General features: G+C 71.9%; 22 protein-coding genes. 16 read left to right on the forward strand and 6 right to left on the reverse strand.

What is annotated here, in order from left to right:
- The first annotated feature begins 107 nt into the window (after window positions 1–107).
- The 3 genes from IF61_RS0113630 to IF61_RS0113640 all read left to right on the forward strand — a co-directional run bounded on the left by IF61_RS0113630 (window position 108) and on the right by IF61_RS0113640 (window position 2,630).
- A complete protein-coding gene (locus IF61_RS0113630; RefSeq protein ID WP_030366617.1) occupies window positions 108–1,082 on the forward strand; it encodes a heme o synthase in 975 nt (324 codons plus the stop codon).
- 24 nt (window positions 1,083–1,106) lie between these two features.
- Window positions 1,107–1,481, forward strand: coding sequence for a hypothetical protein (locus tag IF61_RS0113635; protein WP_030366618.1), 375 nt, complete (start codon window positions 1,107–1,109; stop codon window positions 1,479–1,481).
- 102 nt (window positions 1,482–1,583) lie between these two features.
- Window positions 1,584–2,630: an amidohydrolase family protein gene (locus IF61_RS0113640; protein ID WP_030366619.1), complete on the forward strand. Its 1,047-nt coding sequence runs from the start codon at window positions 1,584–1,586 to the stop codon at window positions 2,628–2,630.
- Here the strand turns inward: IF61_RS0113640 and IF61_RS0113645 are convergent.
- The 3 genes from IF61_RS0113645 to IF61_RS0113655 form a co-directional block, all read right to left on the reverse strand.
- Window positions 2,603–3,598 (reverse strand): COX15/CtaA family protein, encoded by a 996-nt coding sequence (locus tag IF61_RS0113645; RefSeq protein ID WP_030366620.1) that lies wholly within the window; start codon window positions 3,596–3,598, stop codon window positions 2,603–2,605. The two genes, IF61_RS0113640 and IF61_RS0113645, sit on opposite strands and share 28 nt — an antisense overlap.
- A 112-nt stretch (window positions 3,599–3,710) precedes the next feature.
- Window positions 3,711–4,496 (reverse strand): ABC transporter permease, encoded by a 786-nt coding sequence (locus IF61_RS0113650; RefSeq protein ID WP_030366621.1) that lies wholly within the window; start codon window positions 4,494–4,496, stop codon window positions 3,711–3,713.
- The gene (locus tag IF61_RS0113655) at window positions 4,493–5,452 is read right to left on the reverse strand and encodes an ABC transporter ATP-binding protein (protein WP_030366622.1); all 960 of its coding nucleotides are present in this window, start codon (window positions 5,450–5,452) and stop codon (window positions 4,493–4,495) included. Before IF61_RS0113655 ends, IF61_RS0113650 begins: the two co-directional genes overlap by 4 nt.
- A 205-nt stretch (window positions 5,453–5,657) precedes the next feature.
- Here IF61_RS0113655 and IF61_RS0113660 point away from each other — a divergent pair, with 205 nt between their 5' ends.
- The 8 genes from IF61_RS0113660 (at window position 5,658) to IF61_RS0113695 (ending at window position 12,329) form a co-directional block, all read left to right on the forward strand.
- Entirely contained in the window at window positions 5,658–6,467 is an 810-nt protein-coding gene (locus IF61_RS0113660) for a helix-turn-helix transcriptional regulator (protein ID WP_030366623.1), read from the forward strand.
- Window positions 6,464–7,885 carry a Fe-S cluster assembly protein SufB gene (sufB, locus tag IF61_RS0113665; protein ID WP_030366624.1) on the forward strand — a complete coding sequence of 474 codons (1,422 nt, stop codon included), beginning with the start codon at window positions 6,464–6,466 and terminating at the stop codon, window positions 7,883–7,885. Before IF61_RS0113660 ends, sufB begins: the two co-directional genes overlap by 4 nt.
- A gap of 93 nt (window positions 7,886–7,978) precedes the next feature.
- Window positions 7,979–9,166, forward strand: coding sequence for a Fe-S cluster assembly protein SufD (gene sufD / locus IF61_RS0113670; protein ID WP_030366625.1), 1,188 nt, complete (start codon window positions 7,979–7,981; stop codon window positions 9,164–9,166).
- Window positions 9,163–9,489, forward strand: a complete 327-nt coding sequence (locus tag IF61_RS0113675) for a non-heme iron oxygenase ferredoxin subunit (RefSeq protein ID WP_030366626.1) — start codon at window positions 9,163–9,165, stop codon at window positions 9,487–9,489. Before sufD ends, IF61_RS0113675 begins: the two co-directional genes overlap by 4 nt.
- Window positions 9,490–9,496: 7 nt before the next feature.
- Window positions 9,497–10,264 (forward strand): Fe-S cluster assembly ATPase SufC, encoded by a 768-nt coding sequence (gene sufC / locus IF61_RS0113680; RefSeq protein ID WP_030366627.1) that lies wholly within the window; start codon window positions 9,497–9,499, stop codon window positions 10,262–10,264.
- A complete protein-coding gene (locus IF61_RS0113685) occupies window positions 10,261–11,517 on the forward strand; it encodes a cysteine desulfurase (protein ID WP_030366628.1) in 1,257 nt (418 codons plus the stop codon). Before sufC ends, IF61_RS0113685 begins: the two co-directional genes overlap by 4 nt.
- A 12-nt stretch (window positions 11,518–11,529) precedes the next feature.
- On the forward strand, window positions 11,530–11,994 hold the full coding sequence (gene sufU / locus IF61_RS0113690; RefSeq protein WP_030366629.1) for a Fe-S cluster assembly sulfur transfer protein SufU: 465 nt from the start codon (window positions 11,530–11,532) through the stop codon (window positions 11,992–11,994).
- On the forward strand, window positions 11,991–12,329 hold the full coding sequence (locus IF61_RS0113695) for a metal-sulfur cluster assembly factor (RefSeq protein ID WP_030366630.1): 339 nt from the start codon (window positions 11,991–11,993) through the stop codon (window positions 12,327–12,329). The genes sufU and IF61_RS0113695 overlap by 4 nt, the downstream gene beginning before the upstream one ends.
- Window positions 12,330–12,375: 46 nt before the next feature.
- Here IF61_RS0113695 and IF61_RS0113700 read toward each other — a convergent pair whose 3' ends face one another.
- Window positions 12,376–13,368 (reverse strand): agmatine deiminase family protein, encoded by a 993-nt coding sequence (locus IF61_RS0113700; RefSeq protein WP_245684503.1) that lies wholly within the window; start codon window positions 13,366–13,368, stop codon window positions 12,376–12,378.
- A 48-nt stretch (window positions 13,369–13,416) separates the two neighbouring features.
- Between IF61_RS0113700 and IF61_RS0113705 the strand changes: the two genes are divergently transcribed.
- The 4 genes from IF61_RS0113705 to dapD all read left to right on the forward strand — a co-directional run bounded on the left by IF61_RS0113705 (window position 13,417) and on the right by dapD (window position 15,880).
- Window positions 13,417–13,782: a VOC family protein gene (locus tag IF61_RS0113705; protein WP_030366632.1), complete on the forward strand. Its 366-nt coding sequence runs from the start codon at window positions 13,417–13,419 to the stop codon at window positions 13,780–13,782.
- 59 nt (window positions 13,783–13,841) lie between these two features.
- Complete coding sequence (locus IF61_RS0113710; RefSeq protein ID WP_030366633.1) at window positions 13,842–14,165, forward strand: DMT family transporter; 324 nt, start codon at window positions 13,842–13,844, stop codon at window positions 14,163–14,165.
- Window positions 14,165–14,716 (forward strand): TetR/AcrR family transcriptional regulator, encoded by a 552-nt coding sequence (locus IF61_RS0113715; protein WP_030366634.1) that lies wholly within the window; start codon window positions 14,165–14,167, stop codon window positions 14,714–14,716. Before IF61_RS0113710 ends, IF61_RS0113715 begins: the two co-directional genes overlap by 1 nt.
- A gap of 174 nt (window positions 14,717–14,890) precedes the next feature.
- The gene (gene dapD, locus IF61_RS0113720; protein WP_030366635.1) at window positions 14,891–15,880 is read left to right on the forward strand and encodes a 2,3,4,5-tetrahydropyridine-2,6-dicarboxylate N-succinyltransferase; all 990 of its coding nucleotides are present in this window, start codon (window positions 14,891–14,893) and stop codon (window positions 15,878–15,880) included.
- 88 nt (window positions 15,881–15,968) lie between these two features.
- Here dapD and dapA read toward each other — a convergent pair whose 3' ends face one another.
- Window positions 15,969–16,886 (reverse strand): 4-hydroxy-tetrahydrodipicolinate synthase, encoded by a 918-nt coding sequence (gene dapA / locus IF61_RS0113725; protein ID WP_030366636.1) that lies wholly within the window; start codon window positions 16,884–16,886, stop codon window positions 15,969–15,971.
- An 87-nt stretch (window positions 16,887–16,973) separates the two neighbouring features.
- A complete protein-coding gene (locus IF61_RS0113730; RefSeq protein ID WP_078660191.1) occupies window positions 16,974–18,818 on the reverse strand; it encodes an endonuclease/exonuclease/phosphatase family protein in 1,845 nt (614 codons plus the stop codon).
- A gap of 307 nt (window positions 18,819–19,125) precedes the next feature.
- On the opposite strand from IF61_RS0113730, the gene IF61_RS0113735 reads away from it, so the two are divergent.
- Window positions 19,126–20,637, forward strand: a complete 1,512-nt coding sequence (locus tag IF61_RS0113735) for a hypothetical protein (RefSeq protein WP_030366638.1) — start codon at window positions 19,126–19,128, stop codon at window positions 20,635–20,637.
- Window positions 20,638–20,789 lie beyond the last annotated feature (152 nt).

Raw genomic sequence — 20,789 nt, forward strand, 5'->3', positions numbered from 1 at the left:
GGAGGCCGTGCCATCGCCTGCGTCTAAAGTGGCGTGGTACGCGCAAGTCTTTACCGGGCTTTCCGGCCCGGATGTGCTTGCTGGCCTTATCTCTGTCAGGGGTGTGCGTGACGGCCGTCGAATCCCGTCCTGCGGGTGGGGGTACCTCCCACGCCTTTAAGGCAGTGGGGGAGCTTACCGAAAGCCCCGGTCACCGGCCGTTCGGAGCCCGTGCCAAGGCGTTCGTGGCGCTGACCAAGCCGCGTGTCATCGAGCTGCTGCTGATGACCACCGTGCCGGTGATGTTCCTCGCGGCACAGGGCGTGCCCGACCTGTGGCTGGTCCTGGCCACCTGTATCGGCGGCTACCTGTCCGCGGGCGGCGCCGGCGCGTTCAACATGTGGTACGACCGCGACATCGACGCCCTGATGGACCGCACGTCGCAGCGCCCGCTGGTGACCGGCATGGTCTCCCCGAAGGAGTGCCTGGTCTTCGCCTCCGCGCTGACGGTGGGCTCGACCCTGTGGTTCTGGTTCCTGGTCAACCCGCTGTCGGCGATGCTCTCCCTGGGCGCCAACGCCTTCTACGTCGTCGTCTACACGATGATCCTCAAGCGGCGCACCGCGCAGAACATCGTGTGGGGCGGCATCGCGGGCTGCATGCCGGTCATCATCGGCTGGTCGGCGGTCGCGAACTCCGTGTCCTGGGCCGCCGTCGTCCTGTTCCTGGTCATCTTCTTCTGGACGCCGCCGCACTACTGGCCGCTGTCGATGAAGGTCAAGGACGACTACGAGCGCGTGGGCGTGCCGATGCTGCCCGTCATCGCGGGCAACAAGGCGGTCGCCAAGCAGATCGTCCTCTACAGCTGGGTGATGGTCCTCATCTCCCTCTCCCTGCAGCCGCTCGGCTACACCGGCTGGTTCTACACGGTCGTCGCGGCCGCGCTGGGCGCCTTCTGGCTGAAGGAGGCGCACGCCCTGCAGCTTCGCGCCAACGCCGGCATCACGGGCGCGAAGCTCAAGGAGATGCGGCTCTTCCACTGGTCCATCACGTATGTGTCGCTGCTGTTCGTCGCGGTGGCCGTGGATCCCTTCCTTCGTTAATTACTGGTGGGTAGCATCTGCGGCATGGCAGATGACACCACCCCGCAGGACGGCACGGCCGAGAAGGCCGCACCCGACGCCCGGGCGGACCGCAAGGCCGCCCGGCTCGCCCGTCAGATCGACGCTTTTGCCAAGGGCCACGGCGGCTCCGCCGACGGCCAGCTGGCCCACATCGCCCGCGGCACCGTACGGATCGCCCTCGTGGGCGCCGACGGCGAATGGGGCAACCTCGTCGCCCCCTCCCTGGACGTCGCGCAGAAGGCCGCCGAGAAGGCCGGGCTGACCCTCCACGACGACTTCGACGGCGAGCTCGCCGCCAAGGTCCGCACCGGCCCGTACGAGTGGTCGCGCATGGCCGGCATCCAGGTCGGCGGCCCGGCCAACCCCGCCGCCGGCTGACCCGGCGGCCGAACCGATAACTGACGGGCCCCTCGGCCGTTAGACCCCCGGGGAGCGGCCGCACGCGCGCCGCTCGGGGCGGGGACGGTACGAGGGGGGCGGATGGACGGCATGCCGCCGCTCGTCGACCAGCACAGCCACGGCGCGGTCCACGGCGAGCTGGGACTCGGCGGGTTCGAGGCGCACCTGGCCGCGGCCGCGGGCGCCGCGGGCCCGGCCCCGCCCGGCACGTCCTTCTTCGACAGCCGCACGGGGCTCGCCCTGCGCCGCTGGTGCCCGCCGCTCCTCGGCCTGGACCCGCACTGCTCGCCCGTCCGCTATCTGGCCCGCCGGCGCGAGCTGGGCGCCTACCGCGCCGGGCAGTTGCTGCTGCGCGGCGCCGGCATCGGCACGTTCCTGCTGGAGACGGGGGAGCCGAGCGCCCTCACGTCGGCCGCCGAGCTCGCCGGGGCCGCCGACGGCAGCGCGCACGAGGTCGTCCGGCTCGAAGCGCTCGCCGAGCAGGTCGCGGACACCTCCGGGAGCGCGGACTCCTTCACCGCGTACGCGGCCGAGGCGCTCTACGCGGCCGCCCGGAGCGCCATCGCGTTCGCCTGCGGCCTCCCCTTCTGCGACGGGAGCCCGCCGGGCCTGGCGGAGGTGCGCAAGGCCGCGGGGCAGTGGCTGCGGTCGCGCCGCCCGGGCGGCCGGCTGGACGACCCCGTCCTCGCCCGTCACCTGCTGTGGAGCGCGCTCGCCGCCGGGCTCCCCGTCCAGCTGCACTGCTCCGACCCGCTGCGGCTGACCCGCTTCCTGCGGGCCACGGCGGGCCTGGGATGCGATCTGGTGCTGCTGCCGGACCCCTGGCACCAACGGGAGGCCGCGCAGCTCGCCGGGGCCTTCCCGCACGTCTACGCGGACGTGGGGCGGCTTCCTGAGGAGACGCTGCGCGAGGCGCCCTTCGGCAAGCTGCTGTTCTCCTCCGGCGCGCGCGGCCCGGCGGAGCTCTACGTGGTCGCCGCCCGGTCGTTCTCGCAGGCCATGGACCGGCTGATGAGCGACTGGGTGGCCGACGGCTGGTGCCGGCGGGCGGACGCGCGCAGGATCGCCTCGCTCGTCGCGGCCGGCACCGCCCGCAGGATCTACCGGCTGGACGCGCCGGCCGGCTGAGCCGGGACGGCCTCGTGCCCGTCCGCGGGGGCGGGCACGACGGGCTGCTCGCCGCGGTCGCGCAGCGACAGGAAGACCCGCAGCACGGCGATCCACACCAGGCAGGAGCCGAACATGTGGGCGCCGACGACGACCTCGGGCTCGTCGTTGAAGTACTGCACGTAGCCGATGACGCCCTGGAACATCAGCACGGCGAACAGCTCGACGGTCCGGCGGCGCGGCACGGCCGGGGCCTTCACGGCCCGCAGCACGAACCACAGGGCGATCGTCAGGCCGACCACGATGTAGACGAAGTCGACGTGCAGCTGGGTGACCTCGCGCCAGTCCAGCGGGATGCGGTGGACGTTCTTCGAGGCGTCGCCCGCGTGCCGGCCGGAGCCGGTGACGACCGTGCCGACCAGGATCAGCACGGTGGTCGCCACGACCAGGACCCAGCTGAGCTGCCGCACGGGACGCGCCACCAGGTCGCGCGGCGCGTCGTCGCCCTCGGCCGAGCGGTGCCACATCACCACGGCCACCGTCAGCAGCGCGGTCGCCGCCAGGAAGTGCAGGGCGACGATGTACGGGTTGAGGCCCGTCAGGACGGTGATGCCGCCGATGATGCCGTTGCTCGCGATCAGCCAGAACTGGGCCCAGCCCAGCCGCGTCAGGGGGCGGCGGCGCGGGGCACGCGCGCGTGCCGCCACGATCGCCACGCCGACGATCGCGCAGAGCACGTACGTCAGCATGCGGTTGGTGAACTCGATGACGCCGTTGATGCCCATCTCCGGGGTGGGCGTCAGGCTGTCCTCGGTGCAGGTGGGCCACGTCGGGCAGCCGAGCCCCGACTGGGTGAGCCGGACCGCGCCGCCCGTCACCACGATGACCACGCCCATCACCACGCAGGCGAGGGCCGCTCGCTCGACGAAGCGCGCGGACGGCTGCCAGCGGTCGGCGACGATCTGGAGGGGGTTCAGCGTTTTCGGCACGGGCTCATCGTAAAGGGGAGCTTGTGCACGCGTTCACGAGGGGCCCCGGGGGAGTCGTCTCCCCGGGAGAAAGGCGGCATGAGGGAGCGCCCCGTGTCCCTCCGCCCCGCCCTCACTCCCAGCGGAAGAGCTTCGCCGCCGCCCCGAGGCCCAGCAGCGACCACACCGCGAGGATGCCGAGGTCGCCCCAGGGCATGCCCGCGCCGTGCTGCAGGACGTCCCGCAGGCCGCCCGAGAGCGCCGAGATCGGCAGCAGCTCCAGCACCGCCCGCACCCCGCCGGGGAACTTCTCCATCGGCACGATCACGCCGCCGCCGACCAGCAGCAGGAGGAAGACGAGGTTCGCCGCGGCGAGCGTCACCTCGGCCTTCAGCGTGCCGGCCATCAGCAGCCCCAGCCCCGAGAACGCCGCCGTGCCCAGCACGAGCAGCAGCAGGACCGCGAACGGGTTGCCCTGCGGCGACCAGCCCAGCGCGAAGGCGATCACCGTCAGGAGGACGACCTGCAGCACCTCGGTGACCAGCACCGAGCACGTCTTCGCCGTCATCAGCGCCCAGCGCGGGAGCGGCGAGGCGCCCAGCCGCTTGAGGACGCCGTAGCGGCGCTCGAAACCGGTCGCGATGGCCTGGCCGGTGAACGCCGTGGACATCACCGCCAGCGCCAGCACGCCCGGGGCGAGGAAGTCGACGGCCTTGCCCTCACCCGTGTCGACGATGTCGACGGCGCTGAAGAGCACCAGCAGCAGCGTGGGGATGACGACGGTCAGCAGCAGCTGCTCGCCGTTGCGCAGCAGCATGCGGGTCTCCAGCGCGGCCTGCGCGCGGATCATCCGGGAGACGGGCGCGGCACCGGGCCGCGGGGCGAAGGTCCCGCTGCTCGCCGAGATCACATCACTCATGCCCGCAGCTCCTTACCGGTCAGCTCCAAGAAGACGTCCTCCAGCGTGTGCCGCTCGACCGCTATGCGGTCCGGCATGACGCCGTTCTGCGCGCACCACGTGGTCACCGTGGCGAGCAGCTGCGGGTCGATGCGGCCGCCCACGCGGTACGTGCCCGGGGTCAGCTCCGCCGCCGTGGACTCGGCGGGCAGGGCCTTCAGGAGCGAGGTGAGGTCCAGGCCGGGTCGGCCGCTGAAGCGCAGGGTGTTCTCCGCGCCGCCCCGGCACAGCTCCTCGGGGCTGCCCTGGGCGATGACGCGGCCGCTGTCGATGATGGCGATGTCGTCGGCCAGGGCCTCGGCCTCGTCCATGTAGTGCGTGGTGAGGACGACGGTGACGCCGTCGGTGCGCAGCTCGCGCACCAGGTCCCAGGTGGCGTGCCGGGCCTGCGGGTCCAGGCCGGCCGTCGGCTCGTCCAGGAAGACCAGCTCGGGGCGGCCGACGACGGCCATGGCGAGCGCGAGGCGCTGCTGCTGACCGCCGGAGAGCCGCCGGTAGGCCGTCCGGCCGCAGCTGCCGAGGCCCAGCCGTTCTATGAGGGAGGGCACGTCCAGGGGGTGGGCGTGGAGGGCGGCGACGTGGCGCAGCATCTCCTCCGCGCGCGCCCCCGCGTACACCCCTCCGCTCTGCAGCATGACGCCCACGCGGGGGCGGAGCTTCGCCGCGTCGGCGACGGGGTCGAGCCCCAGGACGCGGACGGTGCCCGCGTCGGGGCGGCGGTAGCCCTCGCAGGTCTCGATCGTGGTGGTCTTGCCGGCTCCGTTGGGGCCGAGGACGGCGGTGAGGCCGCCCCGGGCGACGGACAGGTCGAGCCCGTCCACCGCGGCCTTCGGTCCGTACCGCTTCACCAGCCCGCGAACCTCGACCGCGGGCCGGTCCGGGGCCTCGGGGGTGTCCCCCGGGAAGACGCTGCGCATGGCGCGAAGTCTACGAAGCCGGGCGTGTCCCCGGAGGCCCCGGGGTGGAACCCGTCCGAGGAGGGGCTCCCGGGGGAGCCCGGAACCACGGGCCCGCGAGCAAGATCGACGGGTACCGGTTAGGTGACCCTTAGTGATCGAGGACACCGCCGGCCGGTGGGGGCGAGGCTTGTCGGCCTCCGGGTAATTACGCAACAATGGTGTTGTGAAATACGCGGGCGAGGCTCCACAGGGCCCCGCGGCCGGTCCGGAAGGATCCGCGGCCGCCGGGCCGCAGCAGCCTGCGCCCGGGCTCGAGGACCGCCGCGAGCACGGCCATGACGAGCAGCGCGGCACCCGCAACCGCGTGGCCCGCTCCATCCTCGACCACGGCCCGTCCACCGCGGCCGAGCTCGCGCTCCGCCTGGAGCTCACCCAGGCGGCCGTGCGCCGCCACCTCGACACCCTCGTCGCCGAGGGCGTCGTCGAGCCCCGGGAGAAGCGGGTCTACGGCGCCCGGAGCCGCGGCCGCCCCGCCAAGGCCTTCGCGCTGACCGACTGCGGCCGCGACGCCTTCGACCAGGCCTATGACCAACTCGCCGGTGACGCCCTGCGCTGGATCGCGCAGGCCGCCGGCGGCGGGGAGATGGGCGAGGCCGCCGTCGCGGCCTTCGCCCGGGCCCGCATGGCCGCCCAGGCCGAGGGCTACCGCAAGGCGCTCGAGGCCGCCGCACCCGAGTCACGCACCGAGGCCCTTGCCAGGGCATTGACCGCGGACGGGTACGCTGCTACGGCGCGTAGCGCGCCGGTCGGCGAACAGCTTTGCCAGCACCACTGCCCGGTCGCCCATGTCGCCGAGCAGTTCCCGCAGCTGTGCGAGGCGGAGACCGAGGTCTTCTCCCGCCTGCTCGGGACACATGTGCAGCGTCTTGCCACCATCGCCCACGGCGACGGGGTGTGCACGACGTTCATCCCGAAGAGCAAGACCAAGACCACCACAGCATCCGCCAGCACGGCCGGGAGGAACCCCGCATGACTCTCCCCACGGAGACTGCCCACCCTGAGCTCGAAGGCCTGGGCACGTACGAATACGGCTGGGCCGACTCCGACGTGGCCGGTGCCGCAGCCAAGCGCGGCCTCTCCGAGGCGGTCGTCCGCGACATCTCGGCCAAGAAGTCCGAGCCGGAGTGGATGCTCAAGCTGCGCCTGAAGGGCCTGAAGCTCTTCGACAAGAAGCCCATGCCGACCTGGGGCTCCGACCTCTCCGGCATCGACTTCGACAACATCAAGTACTTCGTCCGCTCCACCGAGAAGCAGGCCGCTTCCTGGGAGGACCTGCCGGAGGACATCAAGAACACCTACGACAAGCTGGGCATCCCGGAGGCCGAGAAGCAGCGTCTCGTCGCCGGTGTCGCCGCCCAGTACGAGTCGGAGGTCGTCTACCACCAGATCCGTGAGGACCTGGAGGAGCAGGGCGTCATCTTCCTGGACACCGACACGGCCCTGAAGGAGCACCCCGAGCTCTTCCAGGAGTACTTCGGCACGGTCATCCCGGTCGGCGACAACAAGTTCGCCTCGCTGAACTCCGCCGTGTGGTCCGGCGGCTCCTTCATCTACGTCCCCAAGGGTGTCCACGTGGACATCCCGCTCCAGGCCTACTTCCGTATCAACACGGAGAACATGGGCCAGTTCGAGCGGACGCTGATCATCGTCGACGAGGACGCCTACGTTCACTACGTCGAGGGCTGCACGGCTCCGATCTACTCGTCGGACTCGCTGCACAGCGCGGTCGTGGAGATCATCGTGAAGAAGGGCGGCCGATGCCGCTACACGACGATCCAGAACTGGTCGAACAACGTCTACAACCTGGTCACCAAGCGTGCCGTGGCCTACGAGGGCGCGACCATGGAGTGGGTCGACGGCAACATCGGCTCCAAGGTGACGATGAAGTACCCGGCCGTCTACCTGATGGGCGAGCACGCCAAGGGCGAGACGCTGTCCATCGCCTTCTCCGGCCAGGGCCAGCACCAGGACGCCGGCGCCAAGATGGTCCACATGGCGCCGAACACCTCCTCCAACATCGTCTCCAAGTCGGTGGCGCGTGGCGGTGGCCGCACCTCCTACCGCGGTCTGATCGAGATCGGCGAGGGCGCTCACGGCTCGAAGTCGAACGTGCTGTGCGACGCGCTGCTCGTGGACACCATCTCCCGGTCGGACACCTACCCCTACGTCGACGTCCGCGAGGACGACGTCTCCATGGGTCACGAGGCGACCGTCTCCAAGGTCAGCGACGACCAGCTCTTCTACCTGATGAGCCGGGGTCTGTCCGAGGACGAGGCGATGGCGATGATCGTGCGCGGCTTCGTCGAGCCGATCGCCCGGGAGCTGCCCATGGAGTACGCGCTGGAGCTCAACCGGCTGATCGAGCTGCAGATGGAAGGCTCCGTCGGCTGACCCTCCCCCCGCCCCGGAGGCGGGGGAGGGGCACGGACGCCCCCGGCCGCAGCAGCGAACCCTTTGTGACAGGAAGAGAGCACGACGACAGCCATGGCTGACAACACCCCCGCCGGCAGCACGACCGACGGCGCCATCCAGGTGGGCGGGCCGCAGCAGCCCATCGACGCGCGCGTGAGCGCCCCCGCCTCGTACGACGTGGCGGACTTCCCCGTGCCGCACGGCCGCGAGGAGGAGTGGCGGTTCACCCCGCTGGAGCGCCTGCGCGGTCTGCACGACGGCACGGCCGCAGGCAAGGGCGTGGACGGCGGCGTCAAGGTCGAGGTGAGCGCCCCCGCGGGCGTCACCGTCGAGACCGTCGGCCGCGACGACGCCCGCCTCGGCCGGGCCGGCAAGCCGGTCGACCGCGTCGCCGCCCAGGCCTACAGCTCCTTCGAGAAGGCCTCGGTCGTCTCGATCCCCAAGGACGCGGTCCTCACCGAGCCCGTCACGATCTCCGTGCACGGCGAGGGCGGCGTGGCCTTCGGCCACCAGGTGATCGAGGTCGGCGCCTTCGCCGAGGCCGTCGTCGTCCTCGACCACACCGGCGACACCACGCTCGCCGCCAACGTCGAGTTCCTCATCGGCGACGGCGCCAAGCTCACCGTCGTCTCCATCCAGGACTGGGACGCCACCGCGGTGCACGCCGCCCAGCACACCGCGCTGATCGGCCGCGACGCCTCCTTCAAGTCCGTCGTCGTCACCTTCGGCGGCGACCTGGTCCGCCTCCACCCGCGGGTCGTCTACGGCGCCCCCGGCGGCGAGGCCGAGCTCTACGGCCTGTACTTCACCGACAAGGGCCAGCACCAGGAGCACCGCCTCTTCGTCGATCACGACACCCCGCACTGCCGCAGCAACGTCGCCTACAAGGGCGCGCTGCAGGGCCAGGACGCCCACGCGGTCTGGATCGGCGACGTCCTCATCCGCGCGGAGGCCGAGGGCACCGACACCTACGAGCTCAACCGCAACCTCGTCCTCACCGACGGGGCCCGCGTCGACTCCGTGCCCAACCTGGAGATCGAGACCGGTGAGATCGTCGGCGCCGGCCACGCCTCGGCGACCGGCCGCTTCGACGACGAGCAGCTGTTCTACCTGATGGCGCGCGGCATCCCGGCCGACGAGGCCCGCCGCCTGGTCGTCCGCGGCTTCTTCGCCGAGCTCGTCCAGCAGATCGGCATCCCGGAGCTCGAGGAGCGCCTCATCGCCAAGATCGAGGCCGAGCTGGAGGCGTCGGTGGCATGAGCGAGACCCTTTTCGTCCGAGTGGCCGCGCTGAGCGACCTGGAGGAGGACACCCCCAAGCGGATCGAGATCGACGGCGTCCCCGTCTCCCTCGTCCGCACCGAGGGCGAGGTCTTCGCCATCAACGACATCTGCTCCCACGCGAACGTGTCGCTCTCCGAGGGCGAGGTGGAGGACTGCGCCATCGAGTGCTGGCTGCACGGCTCCAGCTTCGACCTGCGCACCGGCAAGCCCTCCGGCCTGCCCGCCACGCGTCCCGTCCCCGTATACCCCGTCAAGATCGAAGGGGACGACGTGCTCGTCTCCGTCACCCAGGAGTCCTGAGTTCCCCATGGCAACGCTTGAGATCCACGACCTGCACGTCTCCGTCGAAGCCGAGAACGGCCCGCGCGAGATCCTCAAGGGCGTCGACCTGACCGTGAAGCAGGGCGAGACCCACGCCATCATGGGCCCCAACGGCTCCGGCAAGTCGACCCTGGCGTACTCGCTGGCGGGTCACCCCAAGTACACGATCACCGGCGGCACCGTCACCCTCGACGGCGAGGACGTCCTGGAGATGTCCGTCGACGAGCGCGCCCGCGCCGGCGTCTTCCTCGCCATGCAGTACCCGGTCGAGGTGCCCGGCGTCTCGGTCTCCAACTTCCTGCGGACCTCCGCCACCGCCATCCGCGGCGAGGCCCCCAAGCTGCGCACCTGGGTGAAGGAGGTCAAGGGGGCCATGGAGCGCCTCAACATGGACCCCGCCTTCGCCGAGCGCAACGTCAACGAGGGCTTCTCCGGCGGTGAGAAGAAGCGCCACGAGATCCTCCAGCTGGAGCTCCTCAAGCCGAAGATCGCGATCCTGGACGAGACCGACTCCGGCCTGGACGTCGACGCCCTGCGCCAGGTCTCCGAGGGCGTCAACCGCGTCCGCGAGACCGGTGAGGTCGGCACCCTGCTGATCACGCACTACACGCGCATCCTGCGCTACATCAAGCCCGACTTCGTGCACGTCTTCTCCGGCGGTCGCATCGTCGAGTCCGGCGGCGCCGAGCTCGCCGACAAGCTGGAGTCCGAGGGCTACGAGGCCTACCAGACGAAGGGTGGCGTAACCGCGTGACCATACTGCCGGGCCTCCTCGACACCGAGGCGATTCGCAAGGACTTCCCCATCCTGGACCGTACGGTCCACGACGGTAAGAAGATCGTCTACCTGGACTCCGCGGCCACCTCCCAGAAGCCGCGCCAGGTGCTCGACGCGCTCAACGAGTACTACGAGCGGCACAACGCCAACGTCCACCGCGGCGTCTACACCATCGCCGAGGAGGCCACGGCGCTGTACGAGGGCGCGCGCGACAAGGTCGCCGCCTTCATCAACGCCCCCAGCCGCGACGAGGTCATCTTCACCAAGAACGCCTCGGAGTCCCTCAACCTCGTGGCCAACATGCTCGGCTGGGCGGACGAGCCCTACCGGGTCGACCACGACACCGAGATCGTCATCACGGAGATGGAGCACCACTCCAACATCGTCCCGTGGCAGCTGCTCTCGCAGCGCACCGGCGCGAAGCTGAAGTGGTTCGGCCTCACCGACGACGGCCGCCTCGACCTGTCCAACATCGACGAGATCATCACCGAGAAGACCAAGGTCGTCTCGTTCGTGCTGGTCTCCAACATCATGGGCACCATCAACCCCGTCGAGACCATCGTCCGGCGCGCCCAGGAGGTCGGTGCGCTCGTCGTCATCGACGCCTCCCAGGCCGCCCCGCACATGGTGCTGGACGTCCAGGCCCTCCAGGCCGACTTCGTGGCCTTCACCGGCCACAAGATGTGCGGCCCGACCGGCATCGGCGTCCTGTGGGGCCGCCAGGAGCTGCTGGAGGACCTCCCGCCGTTCCTCGGCGGCGGCGAGATGATCGAGACCGTCTCGATGCACTCCTCCACCTACGCCCCCGCGCCGCACAAGTTCGAGGCCGGTACGCCCCCGATCGCCCAGGCCGTCGGCCTCGGCGCCGCGGTGGACTACCTCTCGGCGATCGGCATGGAGAACATCGCCCGGCACGAGCACGCGATCACGCAGTACGCCGTCCGCCGCCTCCAGGAGGTGCCGGACCTGCGCATCATCGGCCCCACCACGGCCGAGGACCGCGGCGCCACGATCTCCTTCACGCTCGGCGACATCCACCCGCACGACGTGGGCCAGGTCCTCGACGAGCAGGGCATCGCCGTCCGGGTGGGCCACCACTGCGCGCGGCCCGTCTGCCTCCGGTACGGAATTCCCGCGACCACGCGGGCGTCGTTCTACCTGTACTCCACCCCCGGTGAGGTCGACGCCCTGGTCGCGGGTCTGGAGCACGTCCGGAACTTCTTCGGGTAGAGCGGGGATCTTGTGAAGCTGGATTCGATGTACCAGGACGTCATCCTGGACCACTACAAGCACCCGCACGGGCGGGGCTTGCGGGACGGCGACGCCGAGGTGCACCACGTCAACCCGACCTGCGGCGACGAGATCACGCTGCGGGTGCGCATGACCGGCGACACCATCGAGGACGTCTCGTACGAGGGCCAGGGCTGCTCCATCAGCCAGGCCAGCGCCTCCGTCCTCAATGAGCTGCTCGTCGGCAAGGAGCTGGAGCAGGCCCGGAAGATCCAGGAGACCTTCCTGGAGCTGATGCAGTCCAAGGGCCGCATCGAGCCGGACGACGCGATGGAGGAGGTGCTGGAGGACGCGGTCGCGTTCGCCGGCGTCTCCAAGTACCCGGCGCGCGTGAAGTGTGCTCTGCTGAGCTGGATGGCGTGGAAGGACGCGACCGCCCAGGCACTGGGCGAGGGCGCTGAGAGGAAGACCGCATGACCGACAACGCAGAGATGACCACCAAGCCGGCCACCGAGGAGGAGGTCCGCGAGGCCCTCTACGACGTGGTCGACCCCGAGCTGGGCATCGACGTCGTCAATCTCGGCCTGATCTACGGCATCCACATCGACGACGCCAACATCGCCACCCTCGACATGACCCTGACGTCCGCGGCCTGCCCGCTGACCGACGTCATCGAGGACCAGGCGAAGTCCTGCACGGAGGGCATCGTCAACGAGCTCCGGATCAACTGGGTCTGGATGCCGCCGTGGGGCCCCGACAAGATCACCGACGAGGGCCGCGAGCAGCTCCGCGCGCTCGGCTTCAACGTCTGAGCCGTACTTCGTACGACGGCGCAGCAGCCCGCCGCCTGACCCCCGGTCAGGCGGCGGGCTGCTGCTGTGTGGCGCAGTGGATGCCGCCGCCGCCCTCGGCCAGGTCGTGGATCTCGACCGTGCGGACGGCGCGCCCCGGGTGGACGTCGGCCAGGAGCGACGCGGCGCGTTCGTCGGCGCGGCGGTCGCCGAAGCGGGGGACGATCACGGCGCCGTTCGCCACGTAGTAGTTGGCGTAGCAGCCGAGGAAGTCCTCGCCGCGCCGGCCGAGGGCGGCCGGGTCCGGCTCGGGCAGCTCCACGATCTCCAGGGGCCGGCCGCGGGCGTCGGTGGACGCCTCCAGGGTGGCGCGCGCCTGCTCGTACACGCGCGTCCAGACGTCCGGCTTCGCCCCCGGCGGCGGGCTGCTGAGCAGGACGGTGCCGGGGGCGGCGAAGCGGGCCAGGGCGTCGACGTGGCAGTCGGTGACGTCCTCGCCGCGGACGCCCTCCAGCCAGATCACCTTGCTGACGCCGAGCAGGTCCGCGAGCGCGCGTTCGATCTCGTCGCGGGTCCGGCCCGGGTTGCGGTTGTCGTTCACCAGCGAGCTCTCGGTGACCAGCAGCGTGCCCTCGCCATCGGTCTCCAGCGAACCGCCCTCCGCGACGAGCGGCGCCGCGACGCGCGGCACGCCGAAGGCCTCCAGCACCCGGCGGGCCACCAGGGCGTCCCTCGGGTGGGCCTGCTTGCCGCCCCAGCCGTTGAAGCCGAAGTCGATCCCGGCGGGGCCGTCCGGGCCGGTCACGAAGACGGGCCCGGAGTCCCGCAGCCACAGGTCGTCGACGGGCACCTCCACGACCTCTACGCCCCCGCCGCACGCCTTCCGCGCCGCCGCCGCGTCCTGAGGCCCGGCGAGCAGCACCACCGGCTCGTACTCCGCGATCACGCGGGCGACGGCGGCGACGTCCTCGCGCACCGCGGCGGTGTACGGGCCCCAGACGGGGCCGGCCGGCGGCCAGCCCATGAAGGTGCGCAGATGGGGCTGTGATTCGGCGGACATCTGATGCATCGTCGGGATTCCTCGGAGTCGCTCGGCGAAACTGTGGCCATGGCTTCTTCGCTCTACACCCTCGTCATCGACGCACACGACCTCCGCGCGCAGGCGCGGTTCTGGTGCGGGGTCCTCGACTGGAAGGTGCTCTACGAGGATGACGCGGAAATCGTCATCGGCGTTGACGAGTCCGCGACCCCCGGCATCACCTTCGTGCCCGTGGCGGAGGGCAAGACCCTCAAGAACCGGCTGCACATCGACCTCAACCCCGACGACTTCGACGCCGAGGTCGCCCGCGTCACCGCGCTCGGCGCCCGCCCGGCGGACGTGGGGCAGAGCCCGGACGACCCCTGGCGCGTCCTCGCCGACCCCGAGGGCAACGAGTTCTGCGTGCTGACCCCCAAGCGGTCCCTCGTGTCCTAGACGCCCGTGCCGGACATCGATGCGTACGCCCGTACGCATCGATGTGTACACTCGTACGCATGGTGTACGTGACCCTTGCGGGGGCGATCCTCGCCGAGATCCTGGCCACCACCGCCATGAAGCTCAGCGAAGGCTTCAGCAAGCTGTGGCCCTCCGTCGGCACGGTCGCGGGGTACCTCGTGGCCTTCGTCCTGCTCGCGCAGACCCTCAAGACCATGAACGTCGGAACGGCCTACGCCATCTGGTCGGGCGCCGGCACCGCCGTCGTGGCCGCCATCGGCATGCTCTTCCTCGGCGAAGCCGTCACCGCGGCGCGCATCGGCGGCGTCCTGCTGGTGATCGCCGGAGTCGTCGTCCTCAACCTGGGCGGGACGTCCCACTGATGGCCCGCCGCTACGACCCCGAGCGCCGCGACCGCATCATCGACGCCGCCATCCGCGTCGTCGCCGACCGCGGCATCGACGCCCTCAGCCACCGCGCCGTGGCCGCCGCCGCCGACGTGCCGCTCGGCTCCACCACGTACCACTTCGCGACCCTCGACGAGCTGCTCGTGGAGGCGCTGCGCCGCACCGCGCGGGAATGGCTCGACGGCCTCGCCGCCTGGGAGCGCGCCGTCGATCCCGCCCTGCCCTTGGCCGAGGAGCTGGCCCGGCTCGTCGGCGAGTCGCTCACGGGGGACCGCCGGCGCCTGGAGCTGGAGTACGAGCTCTACCTCGCCGCGCTGCGCCGCCCGGCCGTGCGGCCCATCGCCGCGGAGTGCGTCGACGAGATGGTCACGGTCCTGCGCCGCCGCACCGCGGACGAGACGACCGCCCGCGCGCTCGTCGCGCTGATCGACGGCATGCTGCTGCAGCACCTGCTCACCGGGCGGGCCTTCGACCGGGACGAGGCGGTCCGGGCGCTGGCCGCGGTGACGGGCGGGCCGGCCCGCTGACCGGCGGCCCCGCGTGGTGGCCGGTGCTGCCCGCTGACCGGCGCCCCGCGTGGCGGCCGGTGCTGCCCTCCGGCCTTCCCCGCCCGCTGACCGGCAGGGACCGTCCGGGCCGGGACAAGGGCGTCACGATCACCGGTTCGCCTTGAGAGGCCCCGGCCGGTTAGGTTTTCGAGCATGACCGATGCTGTTGCCCCCCGTACCACCGGCGCCGTCGCCGCCGGCCTCGCCACGATCACCCCGGACGGGACCGTCCTCGACACCTGGTTCCCCGCCCCGGAGCTCACCGGGGACGCCGGCCCGGCCGGCACCGAGCGCCTGAGCGCCGAGCGCGCCGCCGAGCTGCTCGGCGAGAACGCCCTCAAGGCCGTCGGCCCGGACCCGCGCCGGGGCGTCGAGGTCGTGGCCGTCCGTACGGTCATCGCCTCGCTGGACGACAAGCCGCTCGACGCCCACGACGCCTACCTGCGCCTGCACCTGCTCTCGCACCGCCTGGTGAAGCCGCACGGCCAGAGCCTGGACGGCATCTTCGGCCTGCTCGCCAACGTCGCCTGGACCTCCCTCGGCCCCGTCGCCGTCGACCAGGTCGAGACGGTGCGCCTGAACGCCCGCGCCGAGGGCCTGCACCTGCAGGTGACCAGCATCGACAAGTTCCCCCGGATGACGGACTACGTCGCCCCGTCCGGCGTGCGCATCGCCGACGCCGACCGCGTCCGCCTGGGCGCCCACCTGGCCGCCGGCACCACCGTCATGCACGAGGGCTTCGTCAACTTCAACGCCGGCACGCTGGGCACCTCGATGGTCGAGGGCCGCATCAGCGCGGGCGTCGTCGTGGGCGACGGTTCCGACATCGGCGGCGGCGCCTCCACCATGGGCACCCTCTCCGGCGGCGGCAAGCAGATCATCTCCATCGGCGAGCGCTGCCTGCTGGGCGCCGAGTCGGGCATCGGCATCGCCCTCGGCGACGAGTGCGTGGTCGAGGCCGGCCTGTACGTGACCGCGGGCACCCGCGTCACCCTGCCGGACGGCCAGGTCGTCAAGGCGCTGGAGCTCTCCGGCGCGGACAACATCCTCTTCCGCCGCAACTCCACCTCCGGCGCGGTCGAGGCTCGTCCGTACAAGAGCACCTGGGGCGGCCTGAACGAGATCCTGCACAGCCACAACTGACGTGGGCGGGGCGGGAAGGATCTTCGACCCGCCCCTTTCCCGTCCCCGGGGGCGAAGCCCCCGGGCCCCGGCGCCGCGCGCGGCGTCCTCAAATGCCGGACGGGCCGGGAGATGATGCGGCCTCGTACGCCTGCAGCAGCGCCTCCGTGCGCTCCGGGGACGCCGCCCGCAGCGGCGCCCGCACCGGCCCGCCGGGCAGGCCGAGGGCGTTGAGTAGAGCCTTCGCCGTCACCGTGCCCGGCAGGCCCGACGCCATCATCAGCTCCGTCAGGGGCAGCATCCGCGCGTGCCGCCGGGCCGCTTCCGCGGTGTCGCCGCGGTCGTACGCGTCGAGCACGGACGCCACCGCCCCGCCCGCGACGTTCGCGACCGTGCTGATGTATCCGACGCCTCCCACCGAGCGCAGCGGAAGGTTCAGCTCCTCGCAGCCCGAGTAGTAGGCGAGGTCCGTCGCGGCGATGACCTTCGAGCTGCCCAGCATGTCGTAGGCGCAGTCCTTGACGCCGGCGATGCGCGGGTGCTCGGCGAGCCGCAGCATGGTGGCGGGCTCGATCCGGGTGCCCGTGCGGCCTGGGATGTCGTAGAGCATCACCGGCAGGCCGGTCGCGCCGGCCACGGTCAGGAAGTGCTCGGCGATGTCCTCCTGCGGCGGCCGGCTGTAGTACGGGGGCACGACCAGCACCCCGTGCGCCCCCGCCGCCTCGGCGGACCGGGCCAGCTCGACGGTGTGCCGGGTGTCGGCCGTGCCGATGCCCGCCGTGATCCGGGCCCGGTCGCCGACGGCCTCGGCCACGGCGCGGATGAGCGCGCTCTTCTCCGCGTCGCTGGTGGTCGGCGACTCGCCGGTGGTGCCGCTGAGGACGAGTCCGTCGCAGCCGCCCTCCCCGACGAGGTGGCCGGCGAGGGCCTGCGCCCCGTCGAGGTCGAGCTCTCCCTCCGGGGTGAAGGGGGTGACCATCGCGCAGACGGTACGGCCGAAGGGGCTGGCGGGAGCAGTGATCGTCATGGACGCGATTGTCGGCCCCTCCGACCGTACAGGTCTATTTAATTGTTCTCTGGGTGACCCGTAAGCAGTGCTACGGATTCCGCAGTGTTACGGCTTCCAGCGCAGCACCTGCGGGTCGTGGTCGCTCGCCTGGTCGGCGAACTCCGCGTTGACGTGGACGATGTCGTAGTCCACCCGGCGTACGTGAGAGCTGGTCAGGATGTGGTCCAGCACCTGGGAGTTGCCCTGGTAGACGTAGCCGTAGCGCTGGGCGCGCGGCAGCCGGTCGACCTGGTCGGTGAGGACCTTGCCCGCGGTGAGGGCCTTCAGCGCGGGCGAGAACTGGTAGTCGTTCAGGTCGCCCGCGACGATGACGTTCGCGTTCCGGTCGGCCGCCAGCAGCTGCTTGACGAACGCGTTCACGAGCTGGGCCTGCTGGGTGCGCTGGACCTCGGAGGAGCGGGCCGGCGGCTGGAAGCGGCTGTCGACGCCCTGGTCGCCGCCCTTCGAGTTGAAGTGGTTCGCGACGACGAAGACCCGCTGACCGCGGAAGGTGAACTGGCCCGCGAGCGGCTTGCGGCTGTTCGCCCACGCGGCGTTGGCGGGGTCGACCCGGCCGGGGGAGGCGGACAGCGCGGCCTTGCCGCCGTCACGGACGGCCTTCACCGCGGTGGTGGAGTCACCGCCGGGCTTGTCGGTGAAGGACACCCGGGCGGGGTTGAAGAGGAACGCGGTCCGGATGTTGCCGCCCGGCTGACCGCCGTCCTGGTCGTTGACGGGGTTGATCTGCCGCCACTCGTAGGCCGGGCCGCCCGCCGCCTTGATGGCGTCCGTGAGCTTCTTCAGCGTCCGGCCCGCGTCCACCACGCCGTTGTCGGTGGTGCCGTTGTCGTCCTGGACCTCCTCCAGGGCGACGATGTCCGGCGAGGCGAGGTTGGTGACCAGCGCGGACGCCAGCCGGTCGAACTTCGCCTGCGGCGTCTTGGGGGAGAGGTTCTCGACGTTGTACGTGGCGACCGCCAGCTCGTCGCCGCGCTGCTTGCGCGTGGTCTCGCGCTTCAGGCCCCGGTCGGTGAGCTTGCCGAGCTCGGTGGCCTGCAGGGTGTAGCCGCCGAAGTTGTCGTAGTCCAGCGGGCCGGCGGTGGTGCCGGACAGCTCGTCGCCGACGTTGGCGACGGGGAAGGGGCGCTCGGCGAACGGGATCAGCGAGGCCACCTTGACGCGGCCGGCGTTCGGGTCGCGGTACGCGCCGTAGAGCGTGCCGCCGCGGCCCGTGCGGTTGCGGCGGGGCTCGGCGGTGACCCACAGCTCCTTGTGCGTGCTGGTCGCGCCCACGACGGGGGCGTTCTGCACGGAGACGCGCATGCCCTCCAGCGACTCGAAGCGGTCCAGGGCGTACGTGCCCGGGCGCAGCTGCAGCTTCTCGATCGAGCCGCCGTGCGCGTCGGGCGCGTAGCGGTCCGGGAGCTGCGACGCGCTGAGGCGGACGGGGGCCGGGAGGGCGTTGCCGGAGGACGCGACGTGCCACGTGGCCCTGGTGAGCTGCGTGACCGACTGCAGGCCGGCCGCCTCGCCGCCCGGGTAGTACTCGGTGACGGTGCCGGAGACGGTCACGGCGTCGCCCACGGCCGCGTCCGGGGTGGTGGAGCCGGTGAAGACGAAGATGCCCTCGCTCGTGGCGTCGTTGCGGTCCGGGTGCGTGTCCTGCATCCAGAAGCCGCGGGCCGAGCCGAAGGCGCGGACGGCGGTGACGACGCCCGGCACGTCCGAGACCTGCCGGCCGGCGAGCGGCGACACGCGGGTCGTGCCCTGGATGTCGTGGATCCGCAGGCCCTCGGCGCTCGCCGCCTCCGGCGCGGCGAGCAGCCCGGCCGCGAGCGCGGTGGCGAGGAGGGAACCGAGGGCCGCGGGTCTGCGCAGGGCGGCGCGGCGGGAGGGCGAGGGAGTGGGCACGAGGGCCTCCGGTGAGGAATGCGAGGGGGGTATGGCGTGGAGGAATCGTCGTTGACGCGATCCTGACGATCTCTACGCGCGTCAATGTCTTGCGCACCCGGGGGAGTTGTCAAGGTTCCGCGGGTAACCGTCAGCCATATGTCCGCCGACGGTTCGGCGAACCGGGCGGCAGGGCGGAAATCCCGTCTACGCTTGGGCACCGCGCCCCGTCCGCGGCGCCGCATGCCACACCGCATGTCACCACGCGCGTCGCCGCACGTCACCGCACGTGCCGCGACGCATGTCACGACGAGGAGAGACCCCCCTGATGTCCGGAGAGCGTCCGACCATGCCGCCGGTGCGGCTCCCCTCCGACGCGGAGCTCGCGCGCGACGCGCTGACCGCGCCGCTGCTCGCCCGCGCCGCGAAGCTCGCGCGCTGGGCCGGCGAGGAGGGCGTCCCGGTCGGGGTCGGCGGCGAGCTGCTCGCGCAGCAGCTGCGCGAGGCGACCGAGCTCCTCGGGCTCGGGGGCGACGAAGACGGCACCGCGCACGCCATGGACGCCTGGCAGCACGCGCTCGACACGGGGCTCGTGGACTACGAGGAGCACGAGGAGCACGAGGAGGACGAGGGCGAGGGTCCCGAAGCGGGCGAGGACGAGCCCCGCGGCACCGCCGTCGCCGGCGAGGAGCTCGCCACGCTCACCTCCGGCAGCCCCGCCGACATCCTCGAACTGTGGCTCGCCGGCTTCGAGAGCGTCCTCGCCGACGCCGCCGCGCCCGACCTCGGCGAGATCGCCGACCGGATCGCCGAGGGCGAGGACCTCGACCTCGACTCCCTCGACTGGGACCCCGAGGGCGAGGCCGACTTCCTCGACGGCGTCCTCGGCAACCTCTACCTGCTCACCGCGCTGGAGCAGAGCGACGCGGACCACCCCGTACCGCTGCCGGCGCTCGCCGCGTCCATGATCGTGCCGGACGACATGGACGAGCCCACGGACGACATCCTCGAAGAGGTCTCCGACGCGATGATGCGCCTGGACGACCAGTTCCGGCTGCTCGCGCCCACCGGCATCATCGCGTACCGGCCCGTCGACGAGTCCCTCATCGAGGAGGTCGACGGCGAGGGCCACATCCGCGAGTCCGTCGACGGCGTCACCTCCGACAGCCCCGAGGAGGAGGACGTCAGCCGCTACGGCATGGTCTCCCTCACCCCCCTCGGCCTCCTCGCCGTCCGCGACCGGATGCAGGAGGCGGGCGTCGACGCCCCCGCCGTCGGCGACCTCGCCGACAAGGGCGCGGACGCGCTCCTGGCCGCCCTGCCCGGCCACCCGGAGACGGCCGCCCGCGCGGAGGCCGAGCTGTGGCTCGCCCGCCGCACGCCCGCGGCGGCCGCGGCGGAGCTGCTCGCCGCCGGGCGCGGCGACGACCTGGACGCGCCGTCGCGCCGCCTCGCCTGCCAGCAGACGCTCTCCCTCGTCGGCGCCGGCGCCGAGCCCGCCGTGCGCGAGGTCCTCGACGACCGCGAGCTCGGCGGCCTCGCCCGCGTGTGGCTCGCCGAGCACGGCGCGGCGGACGTGCCCGAGCCCGGCGAGGACATGGTCTTCTGGCTGACCATCGACACGATCGCCGCCCAGCTGGCGGCGTCCGGCGACACGGACGAGCTGCGCGGGCTGGTGGAGAGCCTCGTCGGGCAGCACAGCGGGTTCTTCGACGCGGCGTGGCGGGTGGACCACCCGGCGACGGCGGACGTCCTGGAGGCGATGGGCCGCCTCCACCCGGAGAAGAAGGTGGCCAAGGAGGCCCGCAAGGCGGCGTTCAAGGCCCGCTCGCGCGGCTGACCTTCCCGGTGGCCCGGCCCTTCTCGGGCCGGGGCGCCGGGGATTTTTCCGCCGCGACGGCGATCGGCCACGATGGTGGATTCCGGCGGTGCCCGGCCGGCCTGAGCCGGGTACGGCACCGCCGGATGCGTTCGCGGTGGTTGCCGGCCGTT

Origin of the sequence: Streptomyces roseoverticillatus (assembly GCF_000719265.1) — a bacterium.
Classification (GTDB): Bacteria; Actinomycetota; Actinomycetes; order Streptomycetales; family Streptomycetaceae; genus Streptomyces; species Streptomyces roseoverticillatus.